Source organism: Sporosarcina sp. Y838 (assembly GCF_056786515.1).
This window is the reverse complement of record NZ_JBXCJD010000006.1, coordinates 221,570-238,646: the sequence shown is the minus strand read 5'-3', so window position 1 is coordinate 238,646 and position 17,077 is coordinate 221,570. Positions and strand designations below refer to the sequence as shown.

23 protein-coding genes and 1 other annotated feature are annotated in these 17,077 nt (G+C 43.0%); all 23 genes read left to right on the top strand.

Annotated features, from left to right (window positions below; translation table 11 throughout):
• Window positions 1-3: 3 nt before the first annotated feature.
• The 23 genes from AC1TO4_RS11005 to AC1TO4_RS10895 all read left to right on the top strand — a co-directional run bounded on the left by AC1TO4_RS11005 (window position 4) and on the right by AC1TO4_RS10895 (window position 17,062).
• Window positions 4-1,041, top strand: coding sequence for a type IV pilus twitching motility protein PilT (locus tag AC1TO4_RS11005; RefSeq protein WP_482105338.1), 1,038 nt, complete (start codon window positions 4-6; stop codon window positions 1,039-1,041).
• Between the two features lie 2 nt (window positions 1,042-1,043).
• On the top strand, window positions 1,044-2,255 hold the full coding sequence (locus tag AC1TO4_RS11000; RefSeq protein ID WP_482105337.1) for a type II secretion system F family protein: 1,212 nt from the start codon (window positions 1,044-1,046) through the stop codon (window positions 2,253-2,255).
• A 123-nt stretch (window positions 2,256-2,378) separates the two neighbouring features.
• Window positions 2,379-2,810, top strand: a complete 432-nt coding sequence (locus AC1TO4_RS10995; RefSeq protein WP_482105336.1) for a prepilin-type N-terminal cleavage/methylation domain-containing protein — start codon at window positions 2,379-2,381, stop codon at window positions 2,808-2,810.
• Between the two features lie 34 nt (window positions 2,811-2,844).
• Window positions 2,845-3,804 (top strand): type IV pilus biogenesis protein PilM, encoded by a 960-nt coding sequence (gene pilM, locus AC1TO4_RS10990; RefSeq protein WP_482105335.1) that lies wholly within the window; start codon window positions 2,845-2,847, stop codon window positions 3,802-3,804.
• A gap of 2 nt (window positions 3,805-3,806) precedes the next feature.
• Entirely contained in the window at window positions 3,807-4,454 is a 648-nt protein-coding gene (locus AC1TO4_RS10985) for a PilN domain-containing protein (RefSeq protein WP_482105334.1), read from the top strand.
• Window positions 4,447-5,130, top strand: a complete 684-nt coding sequence (locus AC1TO4_RS10980) for a hypothetical protein (protein WP_482105333.1) — start codon at window positions 4,447-4,449, stop codon at window positions 5,128-5,130. The genes AC1TO4_RS10985 and AC1TO4_RS10980 overlap by 8 nt, the downstream gene beginning before the upstream one ends.
• Window positions 5,127-5,882, top strand: a complete 756-nt coding sequence (locus AC1TO4_RS10975) for a prepilin peptidase (protein ID WP_482105332.1) — start codon at window positions 5,127-5,129, stop codon at window positions 5,880-5,882. The genes AC1TO4_RS10980 and AC1TO4_RS10975 overlap by 4 nt, the downstream gene beginning before the upstream one ends.
• 124 nt (window positions 5,883-6,006) lie before the next feature.
• Window positions 6,007-6,654: a hypothetical protein gene (locus AC1TO4_RS10970; RefSeq protein ID WP_482105331.1), complete on the top strand. Its 648-nt coding sequence runs from the start codon at window positions 6,007-6,009 to the stop codon at window positions 6,652-6,654.
• A gap of 95 nt (window positions 6,655-6,749) precedes the next feature.
• Window positions 6,750-7,364: a Maf family protein gene (locus tag AC1TO4_RS10965; protein ID WP_482105330.1), complete on the top strand. Its 615-nt coding sequence runs from the start codon at window positions 6,750-6,752 to the stop codon at window positions 7,362-7,364.
• A 16-nt stretch (window positions 7,365-7,380) separates the two neighbouring features.
• Window positions 7,381-8,052, top strand: a complete 672-nt coding sequence (radC, locus tag AC1TO4_RS10960; RefSeq protein WP_482101010.1) for a RadC family protein — start codon at window positions 7,381-7,383, stop codon at window positions 8,050-8,052.
• 146 nt (window positions 8,053-8,198) lie between these two features.
• Window positions 8,199-9,215 carry a rod shape-determining protein gene (locus AC1TO4_RS10955; protein ID WP_482105329.1) on the top strand — a complete coding sequence of 339 codons (1,017 nt, stop codon included), beginning with the start codon at window positions 8,199-8,201 and terminating at the stop codon, window positions 9,213-9,215.
• Window positions 9,216-9,234: 19 nt separating this feature from the next.
• On the top strand, window positions 9,235-10,125 hold the full coding sequence (gene mreC / locus AC1TO4_RS10950) for a rod shape-determining protein MreC (protein ID WP_482100855.1): 891 nt from the start codon (window positions 9,235-9,237) through the stop codon (window positions 10,123-10,125).
• Complete coding sequence (mreD, locus tag AC1TO4_RS10945; protein ID WP_482105328.1) at window positions 10,122-10,625, top strand: rod shape-determining protein MreD; 504 nt, start codon at window positions 10,122-10,124, stop codon at window positions 10,623-10,625. The genes mreC and mreD overlap by 4 nt, the downstream gene beginning before the upstream one ends.
• Before the next feature lie 43 nt (window positions 10,626-10,668).
• The gene (gene minC, locus AC1TO4_RS10940) at window positions 10,669-11,340 is read left to right on the top strand and encodes a septum site-determining protein MinC (protein ID WP_482100853.1); all 672 of its coding nucleotides are present in this window, start codon (window positions 10,669-10,671) and stop codon (window positions 11,338-11,340) included.
• Window position 11,341: 1 nt separating this feature from the next.
• Window positions 11,342-12,139, top strand: coding sequence for a septum site-determining protein MinD (minD, locus tag AC1TO4_RS10935; RefSeq protein WP_482100852.1), 798 nt, complete (start codon window positions 11,342-11,344; stop codon window positions 12,137-12,139).
• Window positions 12,140-12,312: 173 nt separating this feature from the next.
• Entirely contained in the window at window positions 12,313-12,864 is a 552-nt protein-coding gene (locus AC1TO4_RS10930) for a hypothetical protein (RefSeq protein WP_482105327.1), read from the top strand.
• The gene (locus AC1TO4_RS10925) at window positions 12,861-13,472 is read left to right on the top strand and encodes a site-2 protease family protein (RefSeq protein WP_482100850.1); all 612 of its coding nucleotides are present in this window, start codon (window positions 12,861-12,863) and stop codon (window positions 13,470-13,472) included. The genes AC1TO4_RS10930 and AC1TO4_RS10925 overlap by 4 nt, the downstream gene beginning before the upstream one ends.
• Before the next feature lie 42 nt (window positions 13,473-13,514).
• Window positions 13,515-13,587, top strand: a sequence feature (ribosomal protein L21 leader region).
• 14 nt (window positions 13,588-13,601) lie between these two features.
• Window positions 13,602-13,910: a 50S ribosomal protein L21 gene (gene rplU, locus AC1TO4_RS10920; protein WP_482100849.1), complete on the top strand. Its 309-nt coding sequence runs from the start codon at window positions 13,602-13,604 to the stop codon at window positions 13,908-13,910.
• 6 nt (window positions 13,911-13,916) lie between these two features.
• Complete coding sequence (locus AC1TO4_RS10915) at window positions 13,917-14,246, top strand: ribosomal-processing cysteine protease Prp (protein ID WP_482100848.1); 330 nt, start codon at window positions 13,917-13,919, stop codon at window positions 14,244-14,246.
• 15 nt (window positions 14,247-14,261) lie between these two features.
• On the top strand, window positions 14,262-14,552 hold the full coding sequence (gene rpmA / locus AC1TO4_RS10910) for a 50S ribosomal protein L27 (RefSeq protein ID WP_482100847.1): 291 nt from the start codon (window positions 14,262-14,264) through the stop codon (window positions 14,550-14,552).
• A 169-nt stretch (window positions 14,553-14,721) separates the two neighbouring features.
• Window positions 14,722-15,240, top strand: a complete 519-nt coding sequence (locus tag AC1TO4_RS10905; protein ID WP_482105326.1) for a Spo0B domain-containing protein — start codon at window positions 14,722-14,724, stop codon at window positions 15,238-15,240.
• Window positions 15,241-15,251: 11 nt separating this feature from the next.
• Window positions 15,252-16,544, top strand: coding sequence for a GTPase ObgE (obgE, locus tag AC1TO4_RS10900; RefSeq protein ID WP_482100845.1), 1,293 nt, complete (start codon window positions 15,252-15,254; stop codon window positions 16,542-16,544).
• Window positions 16,545-16,606: 62 nt separating this feature from the next.
• A complete protein-coding gene (locus AC1TO4_RS10895; RefSeq protein ID WP_482100844.1) occupies window positions 16,607-17,062 on the top strand; it encodes an ACT domain-containing protein in 456 nt (151 codons plus the stop codon).
• Window positions 17,063-17,077 lie beyond the last annotated feature (15 nt).

The following is a 17,077-nucleotide window of genomic DNA, read 5'->3' as shown; positions in this document are numbered from 1 at the left end:
GATATGAAGGAAAAGATAGATGAGTTGTTGAAGATAGCGTTTGAATTTAATGCATCTGACGTCCATCTTACAGTAGGCGTGCCACCGGTATTCAGGGTTCATGGTGATTTAAAGCGGTACGGCGATTTGATGATCGATAATCATTTTACTGAAACGGTTGCACAATTGACGATTCCACATAAGATGTATGCGGATTTTATGGAACAAGGTCAAATCGATTATTCGTATGAAGTACCGGAAGTTGCTCGGTTTCGTGTCAATGCATTTCAGCAGCGCGGTTCCGTATCGCTTGCTTTCCGAACAATTCCTACGAAAATACCTTCAATAGAAGACTTGCAATTGCCTGATACATTGAAGAAGTTGGCAGAGACTCATCAAGGACTAATCCTTGTGACAGGACCTACGGGATCAGGTAAATCAACGACGCTCGCGGCAATGATTAAATATATGAATGATACGATGCGAAAACACATCATTACACTGGAAGATCCAATTGAGTATATGCATTCGCATGGGTTGTCGATCATTGATCAGCGAGAGGTTGGCTTCGATACGCAATCATTTACTTCAGGCGTAAGAGCTGCATTGCGGCAAGATCCGGATGTCATTCTTGTCGGTGAGATGCGGGACCTGGAAACCATTTCAACAGCAATAACTGCTGCAGAAACGGGCCATTTAGTTCTTGCGACACTGCATACATGGAGCGCGGCATCTACAATCGACCGGATTATTGACGTATTTCCACATGAACAACAGTCTCAAATACGCGTGCAACTTGCAGGGGTGCTTACAGCTGTCATTTCACAGCGCTTACTCCAGACAGCTGACCGGAAAGGGAGAAGGGCGGCAACGGAAGTGATGATCAATAATCCGGCGATCGCCAACCTAATACGTACTGAGAAGGTCCATCAGATTCCATCCATCATTCAAACGAACCGCGCGGCGGGTATGCATATGATGGCATCTTCTGTTCGTACGTTTCTTGACAAAGAGATCATTTCCTATGATACCGCCGTGCCATACCTGGAAGGTGATGAGTAACAATGGCCCGTTTTAAGTATGAAGGCCGCGATGCCAAATCAATTCGTTCGGGTGTAATTGTTGCAGCCGATAAACGTGAAGCGGCAATAAAGCTGAAAAGCCAGGGGATTCGAGTAACGAACATGACTGTCCAGGCTGAAACAGCACTGACAAAAGACATTGTCATTGGGAAACCAGTTAAACGGGAGCAGTTGATCATGTTCCTCCGCCAATTTTCAACGCTTCTTCGGGCAGGCGTAACAATTATAGATGCAATAAGAATTCTAGCATTACAAGTAGATTCAAAACCATTCCAAAAGATTCTCGTTTCGGTGAATGATGATTTACGTGGAGGCGGTTCCTTATCCGGGGCGTTTCTAAAACATCCAAAAGCATTCGAGCCAATCGTCGTTAATATGGTGCGGGCTGGAGAGATGTCAGGGACAATCGATGATTCTCTTGACCGCCTTGCTGACCATTTTGAGAAATCACATCAGTTGAGGCAAAAAGTTGTCTCCGCCATGTCTTACCCTCTCATCGTAGCGGTGCTGGCAATAGGTGTTGTTATCTTCTTGCTGACAACAATTGTTCCTATGTTTGTGGACATGTTTGCTAGTTTCGGAGGTGAGTTGCCGTGGATAACACGTTTCGTTATGAATGCAAGCACATTTGTGACCTCGTTCTGGTACTTACTCGTTTTATTTGCGGTGATTGTTGTGGCTGGTATTTGGATGATGAAGAATAATAAAGAAGGAAAATTAATACTGGACACATTTCTATTAAGGCTACCGATTTTCGGTGACATCATGAAAAAATCCGTCCTTGCAACAATGACACGGACGTTGAGTTCGTTGTTTGCAAGCTCCGTTCCGATTTTACAGGCGATGTCTATGACAGAAAAGATTGTTGAAAATGAAGTCATTTCGAGAGTGATTGCGAAATCTCGGGAGTCCCTAGAGCGGGGCGGGTCGTTAACAGAACCGATGAACGGGCACTGGGCATTTCCACCTTTAATTCCTCATATGATTGCGATTGGGGAGCAAACGGGCTCGTTGGATGCGATGTTGTCGAAAGTTGCAGATTTCTATGAGAAAGAAGTGGAAGCTGCAACAGATCGGTTGAAAGCGTTGATTGAACCCTTGATGATCGTTTTATTAGCCGGATTAGTAGGGACTATAGTCCTTGCAATTATGATGCCGATGTTTGAGATGTTTAATAATGTAGATGGAATGTAGGGGTTAGTTTGGTGAATTGGTAAAAAAGACATAGTGTTATTGTGATTTACTAGTTTCATATTGTGTTAAATAAGGTATAATTAAGGCGAAGTGAACGAGATGATGCAAAGGGAGGAATTACACATGAAGAAGTTTTTGCAGAAACGATTGAATAATGAAAAAGGGTTGACGCTCGTCGAGTTATTGGCGGTTATTGTTATTTTGGGGATTATTGCGGCGATTGCGATACCGGCGATTGGCGGGTTAATTGACAATTCTAGAGTAAAAGCAATAAAAGCCGATGCTCAAAATATTCTTTCTGCAGGTAATCTGTATTTTGTCGAAAATTCAGATGAAACCAGCGTAACCCTAGAACAATTAGAAACTGGAAAATTCATTGATGATGCAGGTTCATTCAAGGGTGTATCAGGTGTTAAAGTTGATAAGGTAGCAGGAGGAAACACGTTTACGGGGACAGGTATAAACGGTAAAAAACAGTTAGTGATAACTGGTGCGACCATAACGGGCATTACTGCAATTGCTAATAGTGCAGCTACAGATGTTGTTGTACCTTAATTATTAATAATTATATTGCTTAGGAGCTGTTCCAATGCCCATGTCCATATTCAAACGCCGCAAGCGTATCGAATCCATGATAATTGAAGAAGATGCAGTCCGGTTTGTCCGGCTGAAATCGACCGAACCGCTCGTCATTGATATAGCGGAGGAAGTTTTGCTTCCTCCGAATGTCGTTGTCGAGGGGAAGATTGTTGATTCGGAAACGCTTGCGACGATTTTGGACGGGGCTGTCGGACAGTGGGGAATCTCCAAACGATCCGTCCAATTCCTCGCCCCGGATCAATATGTTATTATCCGCAAAGTTCCCTACCCCATGGATGTCATGATAGACGAACTGAAAGGCTATTTCTTCATTGAAATCGGTTCAACGCTTTATCTTCCTTTCGATGATCCTGTCTTTGATATAGTTCCATACATACCGAACACCGAAACGAACGAAGCGATACTCATTGCTTCAAAAGAAGCTGTTTTAGAACGTTATGAAGCCGTTTTAAAAGAAGTGAAACTCGATCCCGTGAAAGCCGATATTACACCTCTTGCCTTGTATCGGCTTGCCTACAAACAGCACTCGTTTACGGGAAAAGAGCATATTTTGATGGCTGATTTAAAAAACGGTAAATTGACTGTCTCTATTTTCCATGAACATTACCCGCTTTTCATGCGACCTGTCGATGTGGAAAACTCAACGGATTTATCTGTTGTAAGTGAACTTTCTGTTGATACGAGCATCGTCACACCGTCAACCATTGTGATGGAACTTGAAAAACTCAGCAATTTTTACCGCTATAATATGTGGAATGGTACAGCTTCCATCACACATCTTCTTGTAAACGGCGAGTACAGCCGGATGGAAGAATTGCTCACCACTATCAGGGGAAGTCTGGATATCAAAACGGATTTATTGGTAAAGCAGCCTTTACAGCTGGCGAACGGTGAGAAAATCCCAGCGCGTTTCAACCAAGTAATTGGGTTGGCATTGAAAGAGGTGTAGACATGTTAGTCGATATAAATCTGTTACCTGAAAAAGAGACGGAGCGGTCGCAGCTTCTAGTCGGAGCCCTGGCAATCCTTGGTGCAGCTGTTTTAGTGTGGCTTGTCATACTTATGCTGTCGAATAGTCTTGATAAGGAAAGCGCAATGCTTGAAAATCAGCTTGTTGCGCTTCAAGCGAGTCAAGAAGAAATTCGTGCTGAACTTCAACAATCCGAATCGGGCGATGCGAAAAAAGTACTTGCCACTACTGTAGGCTGGGCGGAAGAATACCAGTTTGATACCGTTCCACTGCTCCATGAACTTATCGATTTATTGCCGAAACGCGGTTTTTTTCAAACGTTTGACTTTACAGGTCCCAATTTGGCGGTGGTTACTGTCCAGTTTGACACAAAATCGGATAGTGCTTATTATTTCACCCGCTTGAAATCGTCACCGACTGTTTCAGAAATCCATCTAGATTCAGTGATCATTGATGAGGTATCTGATGAAGAAACTGATGACTCTACAGGAGTCCTACCACGTTACCTTGCGACGTATTCCATTCAGTTCGTTGATAATCGTGTTGTGGCTGAAGGGACAGCTGAAGAAACAACTGAAGGGCTTGATGAAGAGCTGATTTCGGATGAGGGGGATGAATCGAATGACTAGTTTGACCAAACGTCAAAAAGAGATGACATTGGTCGTCCTATCCGTAATCCTATTCCTTTCACTTTGTGCTTATTCCTATTTCTTAGTCTATGCACCTGCAAAAGAAACAAATGATCAAGTAAAGTTGACGACATCCAATGAACGGGATGTATTATTTGCGCTCCTTAAGCAGTCTGCTTCCGCAGGTCAGACGGATACCGCCAGTTCTCAGCCGTTGCAACGTAAAGTGCCTACGAAGCCATTGGAAGATGCTGTCGTCCTTCAAATCGGCAAAGCGGAAACAAAGTCAGGCACTTCAGTACAAGGGATAACGTTTACGCAAGGAGAATTCGTTATTGAGAATCCACCTGAACTGGTTGAAAACGTTAGCCAACTGTTAACTGAAGTTGTTCTCCAATCGGACTCATACATAGGAATAGAAAAATTTGTCGATGAGATAGAGAAAATGGATCGTATTTTCATCATAGATATTATTAACTTCAATGTACCAGAGGAGATTCGCAATGAAGAACTAGAAAAAGAGTTTATTGAAATGACGGTGTCGTTTTCCGCATTTTATCGTCCCGATTTGATAGATTTACAAATCGAGGCACCCAAAACGAATGCTCCGCCAGCAAGTGGGAAGATAGATCCAACACCTTATAATGATGGTGCGGAAGCAGGGGAACCTGAATGAGTATCCTATATTCAATCCTGTTCTTCGTTTATGGCATCGTCTTTGGCTCTTTCTTTAATGTGGTCGGGTTACGTGTACCTAAAAAAGAATCTATCGTATCACCGCCTTCCCATTGCAAGACCTGTGACCGCAACCTAGGGCCTCTAGACCTTGTCCCGGTCTTTTCTTACCTGTTCTTGAAAGGCAAGTGCAGGAAATGCGGTTCGAAAATAAGTCCGATTTATCCGTTTATGGAATTTGTGACGGGTTTTCTATTTGCGTTGTCATTTCACATGCTCGGTTTCAGGGCGGAACTTGTTATAGCGATTTTGCTCGTGTCACTTCTTGTCATCATTTCAGTGTCCGATATCGTGTACATGCTCATTCCTGATAAAGTGCTGTTGCCATTCGCTGTCGTGTTCTTCGTTACCCGGTTGTTCATCCCATTGACGCCGTGGTGGGATAGCTTGTTAGGAGCGCTAGTGGGCTTCGGAGTCCTCTATCTTATCGCGGTTGTGTCGAAAGGGGGTATGGGTGGTGGAGATATCAAGTTATTCTTCGTTCTTGGTCTCGTTCTCGGTACTGTAAATACACTTGTGACGCTATTTCTCGCTGCCCTTATTGGTTCTATCGTTGGAATTATACTTTTAAAGATAACTGGAAAAGGACGAAAGACACCTATTCCATTTGGACCTTCGATTGCGATCGCGGCAATCATCTCCTATTTCTGGGGAGCCGATTTTGTCAATTGGTATGGAAGTCTGTTTAGTTAAGTCGATAAGTTTATTGGAGCAAGGCGACAAGCGTCTTGTTCTTTTTCACGTCCATTCTGATACCGTTGTATTAAAAGGGTAAGCGCCAAGTCGTTTACGCTAGATGAAAACGGGGTGGTCAGCAATGAAATTCGGTAAACGCTATTCGAAAGTGACAATTTTTATGGCGATGATTCACGGCGTTCTCATAGGTGTTGTAGCTGTTGCAGTAATTGGTTTACTTCTAATGGGGACTAAAGGGAAGGATGTCAGCAACGCGCTAGAAAAAGAAGTACCTGCATCTGGACCTCCGCCTGTTGAAAATTCCGCGTCTCCTACGGAAAAGCCATTGCAATTATTCGCAAAGCAGCATGGCGCTTTCTCTTCAGCAGAGTCCGCGAACCTCTTTATGGCGGAAGACCCGGCACTCTCTAAAGCAGTGGTTATCAAAGGGAGCGATACTTTTTTCGTCTGGACGGCGGTCGGATTGACGGAAGATGAAATTGATTCAAATGCAGCTGAAGGCACATTCAAGAAAGCTTTTACGGCGGAGACATCAGCTTGCGGTGCCATTGGAGCGGGGAAATTACGCGAAGTTCTTACACAAACAGAAATGGCCAAAATTAAAAAATTGGAGGAAGGGCAAGGCGATGGAAATCAGGACACAAAAACAAAAGACTTTTATAAGAATATAACCACTATTACAACGTTTACGAATGATTTACGCATTATGAGACTCCACCTTCTTTCTGAATATACACAGGCAAACAAGTGTGTCAAAATTACGTTTTAATGGCCGAAATGAACCCGAATTTAAGTTGTTAGGATTATAAGAAAATTTTCAGATCTCTATAATTCCCGTATGATTGACAAAAGGGGGAAAAAAAGATGAGATTTGAATCTGTTAAGCCGGTCATTCTAGCTTCAGCATCACCGCGCAGGAAGGAAATCCTTGAATTACTTGGCTTTCCTTTCACAATAATACCTAGCAATGTTTCTGAAGATCTGGAACTGGAAAACAGTGACTTTCAGGAATATGCACAAAAGCTTGCGGCAAAGAAAGCATGGGCTGTTGCTGATCATGAACCCGATTCCATTGTTATCGGGGCGGATACAATCGTAGTACATGAAGGAAAGGTCTATCCAAAGCCTGAGAGTAAAGAGCAGGCGAAAGCATTTTTAAAAGCGTTTTCCGGTAATACGCATACAGTTATCACGGGTGTCGGTTTATGTATGGATGGTGCTATACGGACGTTCGCTGTTGAGACGAAAGTTACTTTTCGTGAACTCGATAATCCATTGATTGATGCTTATGTAGAATCAGGTGATCCAATGGACAAGGCTGGTGGATACGGCATCCAAACCGCGGGGGCTTTGCTCGTCGAAAAAATTGAAGGCGATTACTATAATGTGATGGGTTTACCTATTTCAAAATTGACGGAAACGATGCGGAAGTTTGCTTTCATCGCTTTAAAGGATGGTGACCTATCCAGTGACAATTGATCTGGAACCAAAAATGATGATTCGAGATGTACACATTGCGGACAGGCCACGTGAACGTCTAATCAGACAAGGTGCTGAAAGTTTATCCAACCAAGAGCTGATTGCAATTCTACTCCGTACGGGAACTAAGGAAGAATCTGTCTTGGTTCTTGCAAATAGAATCCTCTCCTCATTCGATAAAATCCAAGACTTGAAATACGCAACAATTGAAGAAATGATGCAAGTGAAAGGGGTCGGCCAAGCAAAGGCCGTCCAGCTTCTTGCTGCAGCGGAAATTGGTAAGCGTCTATACCGCAAGCATTCAGAGGGACGCTACACAATAACTTCACCAGAAGACGCAGCTGCTTATTTAATGACAGATATGTCTTCGCTCAACCAAGAGCATTTCGTAGTGCTTTTTTTAAATGTCAAAAATGAAGTCCTTCATAAGCAAACTATATTCATAGGAAGCTTGAATTCTTCGATAGTACATCCACGCGAAATATTTCGTGAAGCCGTAAAACGTTCTGCTGCCTCGATAATTGTGGCACATAATCATCCAAGTGGTAACCCTTCGCCCTCTCCAGAAGACATCGAAGTGACCAAGAGATTAATAGAGGCAGGCTCCATTATGGGCATAGAAATGCTCGATCACGTCATCATCGGAGACCACCAGTTTTTAAGTTTAAAAGAGAAGGGGTATATGTGAATATATTCTGAAATTATCGGTCGAATGGCACGATATTCAAATGAGGATACATGTTACGCTGTGAATTTGTTCTTCTATCCGTTATACTATGGTGTATGATTTCATGAATGCCGTAATACACGGTTTAGCAGAAAGGAAGAACACAATTGTTTGGATTTGGATCAAGAGATGTCGGGATTGACCTCGGCACAGCAAATACATTAGTTTTCATTAAAGGAAAAGGTATTGTCCTTAGAGAGCCTTCAGTAGTAGCGAAAAATACACATACAGGTGAAATTGTCGCAGTCGGTAGCGCCGCAAGAAACATGATCGGTCGTACGCCTGGATCTATCGTGGCAACGCGTCCTATGAAAGACGGCGTCATCGCTGATTTTGAAATAACGACAGCGATGATTGAACATTATATGAAAGAAGCAACGAAGACAGCAGGCGGAGCATGGAAGAAGCCTAATGTCCTAATTTGTGTGCCTTACGGGATTACTTCCGTTGAACAACGCGCAGTTATAGATGCTTCACGTCAAGCTGGTGCAAAAGAAGCATTCACAATTGAAGAACCATTTGCAGCTGCAATCGGTGCAAATCTTCCGGTTTGGGAACCTACTGGTAGTATGGTCGTCGATATAGGTGGCGGAACAACTGAAGTCGCTGTAATTTCTCTTGGCGGCATCGTAACGAGCGAATCAATTCGTGTCGGTGGCGACACTATGGATGGCGCGATCATTAGCTATATTCGCAAAATATATAATCTTACAATCGGTGAACGTACTGCGGAAGCCATTAAAATTGAAATCGGCTCTGCAAAAGTAACAGAAGAAACACAAAAGATGGAAATACGCGGACGTGACCTACTGACGGGTCTTCCGAAAACGATTGATATCTCTTCAGATGAAATCGCAGAAGCACTGCGTGAATCAATTTCACAAATCATTGATGGTGTGAAGAAAACGCTTGAAACGACGCCTCCAGAATTATCTTCCGATGTTATGGAACGTGGAATTGTCTTAACAGGTGGTGGTGCGTTGCTTCAGAATCTTGATAAAGTCATTTCTGATGAAACACAAATGCCTGTATTCATAGCTGAAGATCCACTTGATTGTGTTGCAATCGGGACGGGTAAAGCACTCGATAATTTTGAACTGATCAAAAAAATGCAAGGAAGATAAGTGAGGGAGGACATCGGCAATGCCGCGATTTTTTTCAAATAAACGATTGATTTTATTGCTCGTGGGCATTATCGTCCTAGTTGCATTAATTTCATTCTCCCTCAAAGACCGGCAGAACGCCTCCCTTCCAGAACAAGTTGTGAAAGACGTCGTCGGTTTTGGGCAATCTTTATTCTCCAAACCGGCGCACTACATAACGAACGTAATTGGGAATATTGATGGGATTTTGAATACATATGAAGAAAACAAGCATTTAAAAGTTAGATTGAGTGAATACGCTTCTGAACAAGCAGGTCTTATGGATATTAAGACTGAAAACAAACGCCTGCTCGATATTATTGATCAAAAAGATGATTTGCATGACTTTGAATCGATACATGCAACAGTCATTTCCCGGAATCCTGATCAGTGGGAAGAAAAAATTATCATTGATAAAGGCGAAAGAAACGGCATTGAAAAGAATATGGCTGTCATTACAGCTGACGGTCTGATCGGCAAAGTTATTCTAGTAACAGATTTCACTTCAACGGTGGAACTATTGTCGACAGAAAATCGCAATTTTCGTGTTGCTGCTGTCATTTCAGGCGAAAGTATTTTTGGACTTATCGAAGGGTATGACCGGGAACGAAGTGAACTCATCATGAAACGAATTGACTCGAGTATTGAAGTTAAAATCGGACAAAAAGTCATCTCCTCAGGACTTGGCGGTATTTTTCCGAAAGGTCTTTTAATTGGGGAAGTTACGGAAGTATCGACAGATGATTATGGATTAACGAAGTTGGCATATATCCGACCTGCGGCAGACTTTTCAATGTTGGATCACGTAATCATTGCGAAGCGTTCTTCAATTACGGTTGAGGGAACGGATGGCGATGGCACTGCAGATATTGAGGGGGAGGAAGGATCATGATCCGGTCCGTCATCCCTCTAATTGCCGTGCTGTTGTTTTTTCTTGAGCCTGTATTTACGCTGTTTTCCCCAGTTGAAATTGGAGGGGAAACATACACGCTTGTCCCGCGATTTGTCATCGTTTATCTAGTCTTTATAGCAGTCTATTACGGCCGTAAGCGTGGGCTGATTTACGGATTTATACTTGGACTCTTGTATGATATGTACCATATTGATATTATTGGACTATACGCATTTTTATATCCATTAATTTGTTACATCGCAAGCTTGATTATTCGTCAAATCCACCGTCATATTGTTACGGTGATGTTCCTCTCTTTATTCCTAATTATGATTCTCGAACTATTATCATACTTTTATGCCAGTCTACTTTCACTAACAACTATTGGACTGGATGAATTCATATCAGGCAGGCTTATACCGACAATTATCGCTAATTCATTTTTCGTTGGTATGTTTGGTTGGTTATTCAAAAACCTTATTTACAAAAGGGTAGTTTAGCTACGTGGCGAAACTTTGTAAAAGAAAATGCGGGGTGACGCAATTGACGAAACAGCAATATGTAACGATAAAAGGGACAAAAGACGGTCTTGTTCTTCGGCTAGACGACAAATGTGCTTATTCGGACATGATTGCCGAGCTCCGTAGAAAAGTAGATGAAGACGGATTGGAAGGGCTTGCTGAAGTTCAGGTCCATACAGGCAGGCGCTATTGCGATGAAGAAGAATTGAAAGAAATCATGAACACCATTCATGGCTCACCGAATTTACGTGTATCGAAAATCCAAAGTGATGTTATTACGATGGATGAATGTAACAGAAAAGTGCTTGAAAACCAATCCGAAACCTATGTCGGCATTGTACGGTCAGGTCAGGTCGTTACAGCTGAAGGGGATTTAGTTGTCATTGGTGATGTGAATCCCAATGGTCGAGTTGTTGCTGCTGGCAGTATTTATATTCTAGGCAGGTTGAAAGGAATCGCTCACGCAGGTTCAACTGGCAATTCAAATGCTGTCATCGCGGCATCATGGCTCGAGGCGACGCATCTCATGATTGCGGACAAAATGGAAACGATGACTGATGAATTGACGATATTGTCGGAACAGCCCGAAATGGAATGTGCTTATTTGCATCCGAACGGCTTCATCGCCATTGATCGTCTGCAGGAACTCCGAATTCTTCGGCCTGGTCTGTCATCATTCAAAGGAGGAAGCTAGTGTGGGAGAAGCAATCGTAATAACATCTGGTAAAGGCGGCGTCGGTAAAACGACCACATCGGCAAACCTTGGAACCGCATTGGCCCTTCAAGGAAAAAAAGTATGTCTCATTGACACCGACATCGGTCTCCGAAACCTTGACGTCATTCTTGGCCTTGAAAATCGTATAATCTATGATCTTGTGGATGTCATCGAAGGCCGTTGTAAAGTACAACAGGCACTTGTGAAAGACAAACGCTTTGAAAACGGACTCTTTTTATTACCGGCTGCACAGACTGTTGATAAAAATGCGGTCAACCCCGAACAGATGAAAACACTAATCACCGAACTAAAACGAGATTATGATTATATATTAATAGATTGCCCGGCTGGGATTGAACAAGGGTTCAAAAATGCCATCGCCGGTGCTGACCGTGCTATCGTCGTAACAACACCTGAAATCTCAGCTGTACGGGACGCTGATCGTATCATCGGCCTGCTTGAGCAGGAGGACATCGAACCCCCGAAACTGATCATCAATCGTATCAAAAGACATCTTATGAACAACGGAGATGCGCTTGACGTCAATGATATTACGACACACTTGTCGATTGATTTGCTCGGTATTATCCTGGATGACGAAAGTGTTATCTCCTCTTCGAACAAAGGAGAACCTGTCGTGATGGATCCATCGAACCCGGCCTCCGTCGGCTATCGCAACATTGCACGCCGTATTCTCGGAGAATCTGTTCCGCTCATGTCAATCGACACCGGAAAACCTGGATTCTTTGGAAAACTGAAAGCTCTATTTTCAAAATAACACATGAAACCCCCAACACGCTTTGAGTGTTGGGGGTTTCATGTGTTATTAAGGTTAATTATGAGGGGGGGCTGTGGTCACATATATTTACCCGAAATCATGGAAATCTTACCACACCCAAAATATTCACAGCGCAGGCGTCATATACTAAAAAAAACGGGTGGTGTGACCTTTTGAAATGGAAAACGAAATGGATGGTAGCAATTGTCCTGACGCTAGGCATTTTGGGTGTGGCGAAGCTTGAAGATACTGGTGTTATCAAACAACCTGTAACGCAATATGTCACGTCAGGGAAAGATTTTGTGGCGATGAAGAAATGGGTGGCAACGATCATTAAAGATTCGGGGCCAGACAAAATTGCTGTTATGGGAGATCCGCAACAGCTAGACCCTTTATCTGCTTACGAATCAATGCAGCCCTATAAAGATGGAGTGATTGTGTCCTATACACAACCAATGGCGATTGACGCAATTGATAATGGACTTGTCATATTCACTGGCTTCACCCGCGAATCAGGTAAGACCGTCACAGTGCTGTATGAAGGTGGAGATGAAGTGACGTATGGGTTTGTCGGGGAATTTTTTAAACTGCCGTATACTGCCGTGAAAAAAGGGGACACGCTGGCTCGGATGGATGAGGGAGCAATTTACCTCAAGGTGAAGCAAGATGGTGTGAGAATCGAAGCTTCCCTCTTACCTGCATATCTTTCGGGCGGGAAAAAATGAAACTCAGGCTTCATCCAGTTCTCCTGCCTTTTTTCTTGTTTTTAATAATAACAGGTAATATTTCCGTATATGCAATTATCTTTATATCACTGCTTATTCATGAGGCGGGGCATCTGGTCGCGGCGTATTTTACAGGCATGCGAATTCGATCTTGTACGATCATGCCTTATGGCGGTGAGATCGTTTTCTTGAACCGTCATGAAGCTTCTAAAAATGATCGTATTATCGTCGCGCTCAGTGGTCCACTCGCAACTCTGGTAGTTTTTTTAGTGGCTATATGGATTCCGTTTCCCGGTGACGACCTGGTCATACAGGTTCAGGTAGCACTTCTTTTACTCAATCTACTTCCTGTTCTTCCTCTTGACGGTGGACAGGCAATCTGCGCACTGCTTGAGACTGAAGGATCAATTTATCGTACTAGGTCAATCTTTCTTCTACATTCCATTCTATTCATTTCCGCGGGAATCATCCTGTTAACTTCAGGATTACCTAAAACGTTGCCTTACATTCTTCTCGCGCTATTTCTTCTAATTCAGAACATCTCCGTTTTTCGTTTCCGAAAATATGAAAAAGCATTTGCAGAAATTAAATTAAATAGATTGACATAAAAAAAAATACGTGGTAATATTCAAATGTTAATGTTTGTAGCACCCGTGCTACAACCGCACTGATAAGGTACAAGTATCCGTAGGATCACCTTTGAAGGCGAGTCTGTATTTATAAGAGGAGGTGCAAGTATGTACGCAATTATTGAAACTGGTGGAAAACAAATCAAAGTTGAAAAAGGCCAGGAAATCTACATTGAAAAAGTAGCTGGTGAAGCTGACGAAGTCGTCACTTTCGACAAAGTTCTTTTCGTAGGTGGAGAAGACGTGAAAGTAGGCATTCCATTCGTGGAAGGTGCTACAGTTACAGGAACTGTTGTTAAACAGGGCCGTGCTAAAAAAATCACTGTTTTCAAATACAAGAAAAGAAAGAACTACCACAGAAAACAAGGTCATCGTCAGCCATACACGAAAATCGTCATTGACGGTATCAACCTGTAAGCCGGCATGATTAAAATCATCATAAACAAGAACCAATCTACTGGTCGTATAAACTCTTTTGAGATGACGGGCCACGCTGATTTCGCGGAACATGGAAAAGACCTTGTCTGTGCCGGAGCATCTGCAGTATCGTTTGGTGCTGTTAATGCCATCATTGCACTAACAGGCAATACCCCTGAGATTCTACAAGGATCGGACGGCGGTTATTTGAAAGTCATTTTTCCGGAAAGTGAAAAAAACGATCACGATACACAGTTGATTGTAAAGGCGATGATTGTTTCATTGCAGACGATTGAGAATGACTATGGGCAACATATAAAAATTATCCTTAAATAGTAGGAGGTGGCATACATGCTACGTTTAGATCTCCAGTTTTTCGCATCGAAAAAAGGGGTAGGTTCTACACGGAACGGTCGTGACTCTCACTCGAAACGTCTTGGCGCAAAACGCGCGGACGGACAGTTTGTTTCTGGCGGCTCAATCCTTTATCGTCAGCGCGGAACGAAAATTCATCCAGGTGAAAACGTCGGTCGCGGTGGTGACGATACTCTTTTCGCAAAAGTTGACGGCGTCGTTCGTTTCGAACGTTATGGTCGTGACAAAAAGAAAGTTAGCGTATACCCTGAAGTTCAGGAAGCATAATATACGTACGACAGAAAGGACTGCATACAAATGTGCAGTCCTTTTTCTCTTTTCAAACGCTAAAAAAGTGTTCATCTCTAATGCCTGTTGCGTATAAGCGAACGCCTAGCGCATTTCTAGGTAACAGATGCTATACTATATACATGAAAATTGTTGGCGGTGAATGAAAATGGGGAACAAAGAGCTAACCACGGCGCAAGCGCTAAAATTTGCAAGACATGATTTTTTAAATGAACTCCAATTAATCTTGCTCTATATCGACCTCGATAAACTACCCGAAGCAAGACAGAAAATTATGGATACAACAGAACAGATGCGTCAGATAGCGATGTTGGAAAGGCTTGGAATGCCTGCTGTTGAAAGGTGGCTAGCTGAATTCAATTGGCTCTACGTTTCCTATTCCACTACATTGACGTCCACCATTATTTCTGGCAGACGTGAAGCAGAGGATGAATCAGTTGTAGCCTATTTGGAAAACGTATTCAGTGTAGGAGAGAAAACACTGGACCCGACCTCCGAGTATAAGACGGAAATTGATGTCCAAGCCAATTTAACAAGCTGGTCAATTACAATCAATGTCCAGGGGAATATGGAACACAAAGTTCCAGCACCAAAAGCGACTGGAAACTTTACTGTTCACGAAACACTTTTACACAATCAATGGACGTTCACAATCAGTGGACAATAGGAGGAAAATACATGTTTGTCGATCACGTTAAGATTTATGTTAAAGGCGGTGACGGTGGTGATGGAATGGTTGCCTTTCGTCGCGAGAAATACATCGCCTATGGTGGACCCGCAGGTGGTGATGGAGGAAAAGGGGCTAACGTCGTTTTCATCGTAGATGAAGGATTGCGTACACTGATGGATTTCCGTTACCAACGTCATTTCAAGGCGCCACGCGGTGAGCATGGTGGTAGTAAAAACATGCATGGCAAAAATGCAGAAGACATAGTTGTCAAAGTTCCGCCTGGCACGATTGTGACGGATGCTGAAGACGGTACAATTATCGCTGACCTTGTTGAACACGGCCAGACAGCAGTCATTGCTAAAGGTGGTCGTGGAGGACGCGGTAACAGCCGATTTGCTACATCTTCAAATCCTGCACCAGAACTGTCTGAAAAAGGAGAACCTGGTGTCAATCGCGAAATTAATCTAGAGCTGAAAGTTCTTGCGGACGCGGGTCTTGTTGGGTTCCCGAGTGTAGGGAAATCGACGTTATTGTCTGTCGTTTCAGCGGCGAAACCTAAAATTGCGGATTATCATTTTACTACACTTGTTCCGAATTTAGGAATGGTTGAAACAGATGATCACCGTGGATTCGTATTGGCTGATCTTCCGGGCTTAATTGAGGGGGCACACCAAGGTGTTGGTCTAGGTCATCAGTTCCTTCGTCATATTGAACGGACACGAGTTATTATCCATGTTATCGATATGTCCGGGCTTGAAGGACGCGACCCATATGAGGACTTCTTAACAATCAATGAAGAACTAGAGCAGTATAACTTGCGATTAACAGAACGCCCACAAATTATTGTTGCAAATAAAATGGACATGCCTGAATCGGAAGATAATCTCAAAGCATTCAAGCAAAAATTGAACGATGAAGATGCAATGATTTTCCCGATTTCTGCACTCACTCGAAGCGGTCTGGACGAACTTCTTCATGCTGTTGTCGATTTACTTGAAGTTACTTCAGAATTCCCGATGCATGAAATTGAAGATGAAGATAAAGAAACATCTGTTCTTTATAAACATGAAGCGGAAGCACCTGAGTTTGAAATTTCACGTGATGACGATGGAGCATTCATCTTGTCTGGTTATACAATTGAACGCCTGTTTGTAATGACGGACTTTAACTTTGACCAATCGGTCCGTAAATTCTCAAGACAATTGCGTGGAATGGGTGTAGATGATGCACTTCGTGAACGCGGTGCGAAAGACGGAGATACCGTACGACTTCTTGATTTTGAATTTGAATTCATGGATTAACTACTTGGTTTATGATTCGATGCAATTACAAAATGTGTGGTGCACACGGAGGGGGACATCCTATGAAGCGGTTGGGGGAAGGTCAGTTTTACCTTGTACGGGAAGACGTACTGACAGAATCGATGCTGAAAATGCTTGAAGCGAAAAGGCTTTTGGCAAGCGGAGAGGAATCAACGATACAAGATGCTACAAAAAAGGTAGGCCTGTCCCGAAGTGCATTTTACAAATACCGTGATACTGTGTACCCGTTTGAATCAATTGCACGCGAGCGTATCCTGACGATTTTCATTCAGCTCGAAGATCGGAAGGGGTCGCTTTCGACATTATTGCAAATTGTCTCGGAGGCGAAATGTAACGTCTTGACAATTCACCAGACAATACCGGTCCAGGCTCGGGCTAATATTACCTTGTCGCTGGACGTGACAGAAATGACTATAAAAATGGAAGAGTTCCTGCAACGGTTGAAATCACCTGACTTTGTTGATTCAGTTATTTTAATCAGTTCAGGTGCACTCTGATGGGGGAATCATAGG

Coding starts and splice junctions, on each gene's coding strand:
- AC1TO4_RS10965 (WP_482105330.1), top strand. CDS start 6,750: ATGAGATTTGAATCTGTTAAGCCGGTCATTCTAGCTTCAGCATCACCG.
- obgE (WP_482100845.1), top strand. CDS start 15,252: ATGTTTGTCGATCACGTTAAGATTTATGTTAAAGGCGGTGACGGTGGT.
- AC1TO4_RS11000 (WP_482105337.1), top strand. CDS start 1,044: ATGGCCCGTTTTAAGTATGAAGGCCGCGATGCCAAATCAATTCGTTCG.
- pilM (WP_482105335.1), top strand. CDS start 2,845: ATGCCCATGTCCATATTCAAACGCCGCAAGCGTATCGAATCCATGATA.
- AC1TO4_RS11005 (WP_482105338.1), top strand. CDS start 4: ATGAAGGAAAAGATAGATGAGTTGTTGAAGATAGCGTTTGAATTTAAT.
- rpmA (WP_482100847.1), top strand. CDS start 14,262: ATGCTACGTTTAGATCTCCAGTTTTTCGCATCGAAAAAAGGGGTAGGT.
- AC1TO4_RS10925 (WP_482100850.1), top strand. CDS start 12,861: ATGAAACTCAGGCTTCATCCAGTTCTCCTGCCTTTTTTCTTGTTTTTA.
- AC1TO4_RS10975 (WP_482105332.1), top strand. CDS start 5,127: ATGAGTATCCTATATTCAATCCTGTTCTTCGTTTATGGCATCGTCTTT.
- mreD (WP_482105328.1), top strand. CDS start 10,122: ATGATCCGGTCCGTCATCCCTCTAATTGCCGTGCTGTTGTTTTTTCTT.
- AC1TO4_RS10895 (WP_482100844.1), top strand. CDS start 16,607: ATGAAGCGGTTGGGGGAAGGTCAGTTTTACCTTGTACGGGAAGACGTA.
- AC1TO4_RS10980 (WP_482105333.1), top strand. CDS start 4,447: ATGACTAGTTTGACCAAACGTCAAAAAGAGATGACATTGGTCGTCCTA.
- rplU (WP_482100849.1), top strand. CDS start 13,602: ATGTACGCAATTATTGAAACTGGTGGAAAACAAATCAAAGTTGAAAAA.
- AC1TO4_RS10995 (WP_482105336.1), top strand. CDS start 2,379: ATGAAGAAGTTTTTGCAGAAACGATTGAATAATGAAAAAGGGTTGACG.
- AC1TO4_RS10905 (WP_482105326.1), top strand. CDS start 14,722: ATGGGGAACAAAGAGCTAACCACGGCGCAAGCGCTAAAATTTGCAAGA.
- AC1TO4_RS10915 (WP_482100848.1), top strand. CDS start 13,917: ATGATTAAAATCATCATAAACAAGAACCAATCTACTGGTCGTATAAAC.
- AC1TO4_RS10985 (WP_482105334.1), top strand. CDS start 3,807: ATGTTAGTCGATATAAATCTGTTACCTGAAAAAGAGACGGAGCGGTCG.
- radC (WP_482101010.1), top strand. CDS start 7,381: ATGATTCGAGATGTACACATTGCGGACAGGCCACGTGAACGTCTAATC.
- mreC (WP_482100855.1), top strand. CDS start 9,235: ATGCCGCGATTTTTTTCAAATAAACGATTGATTTTATTGCTCGTGGGC.
- AC1TO4_RS10970 (WP_482105331.1), top strand. CDS start 6,007: ATGAAATTCGGTAAACGCTATTCGAAAGTGACAATTTTTATGGCGATG.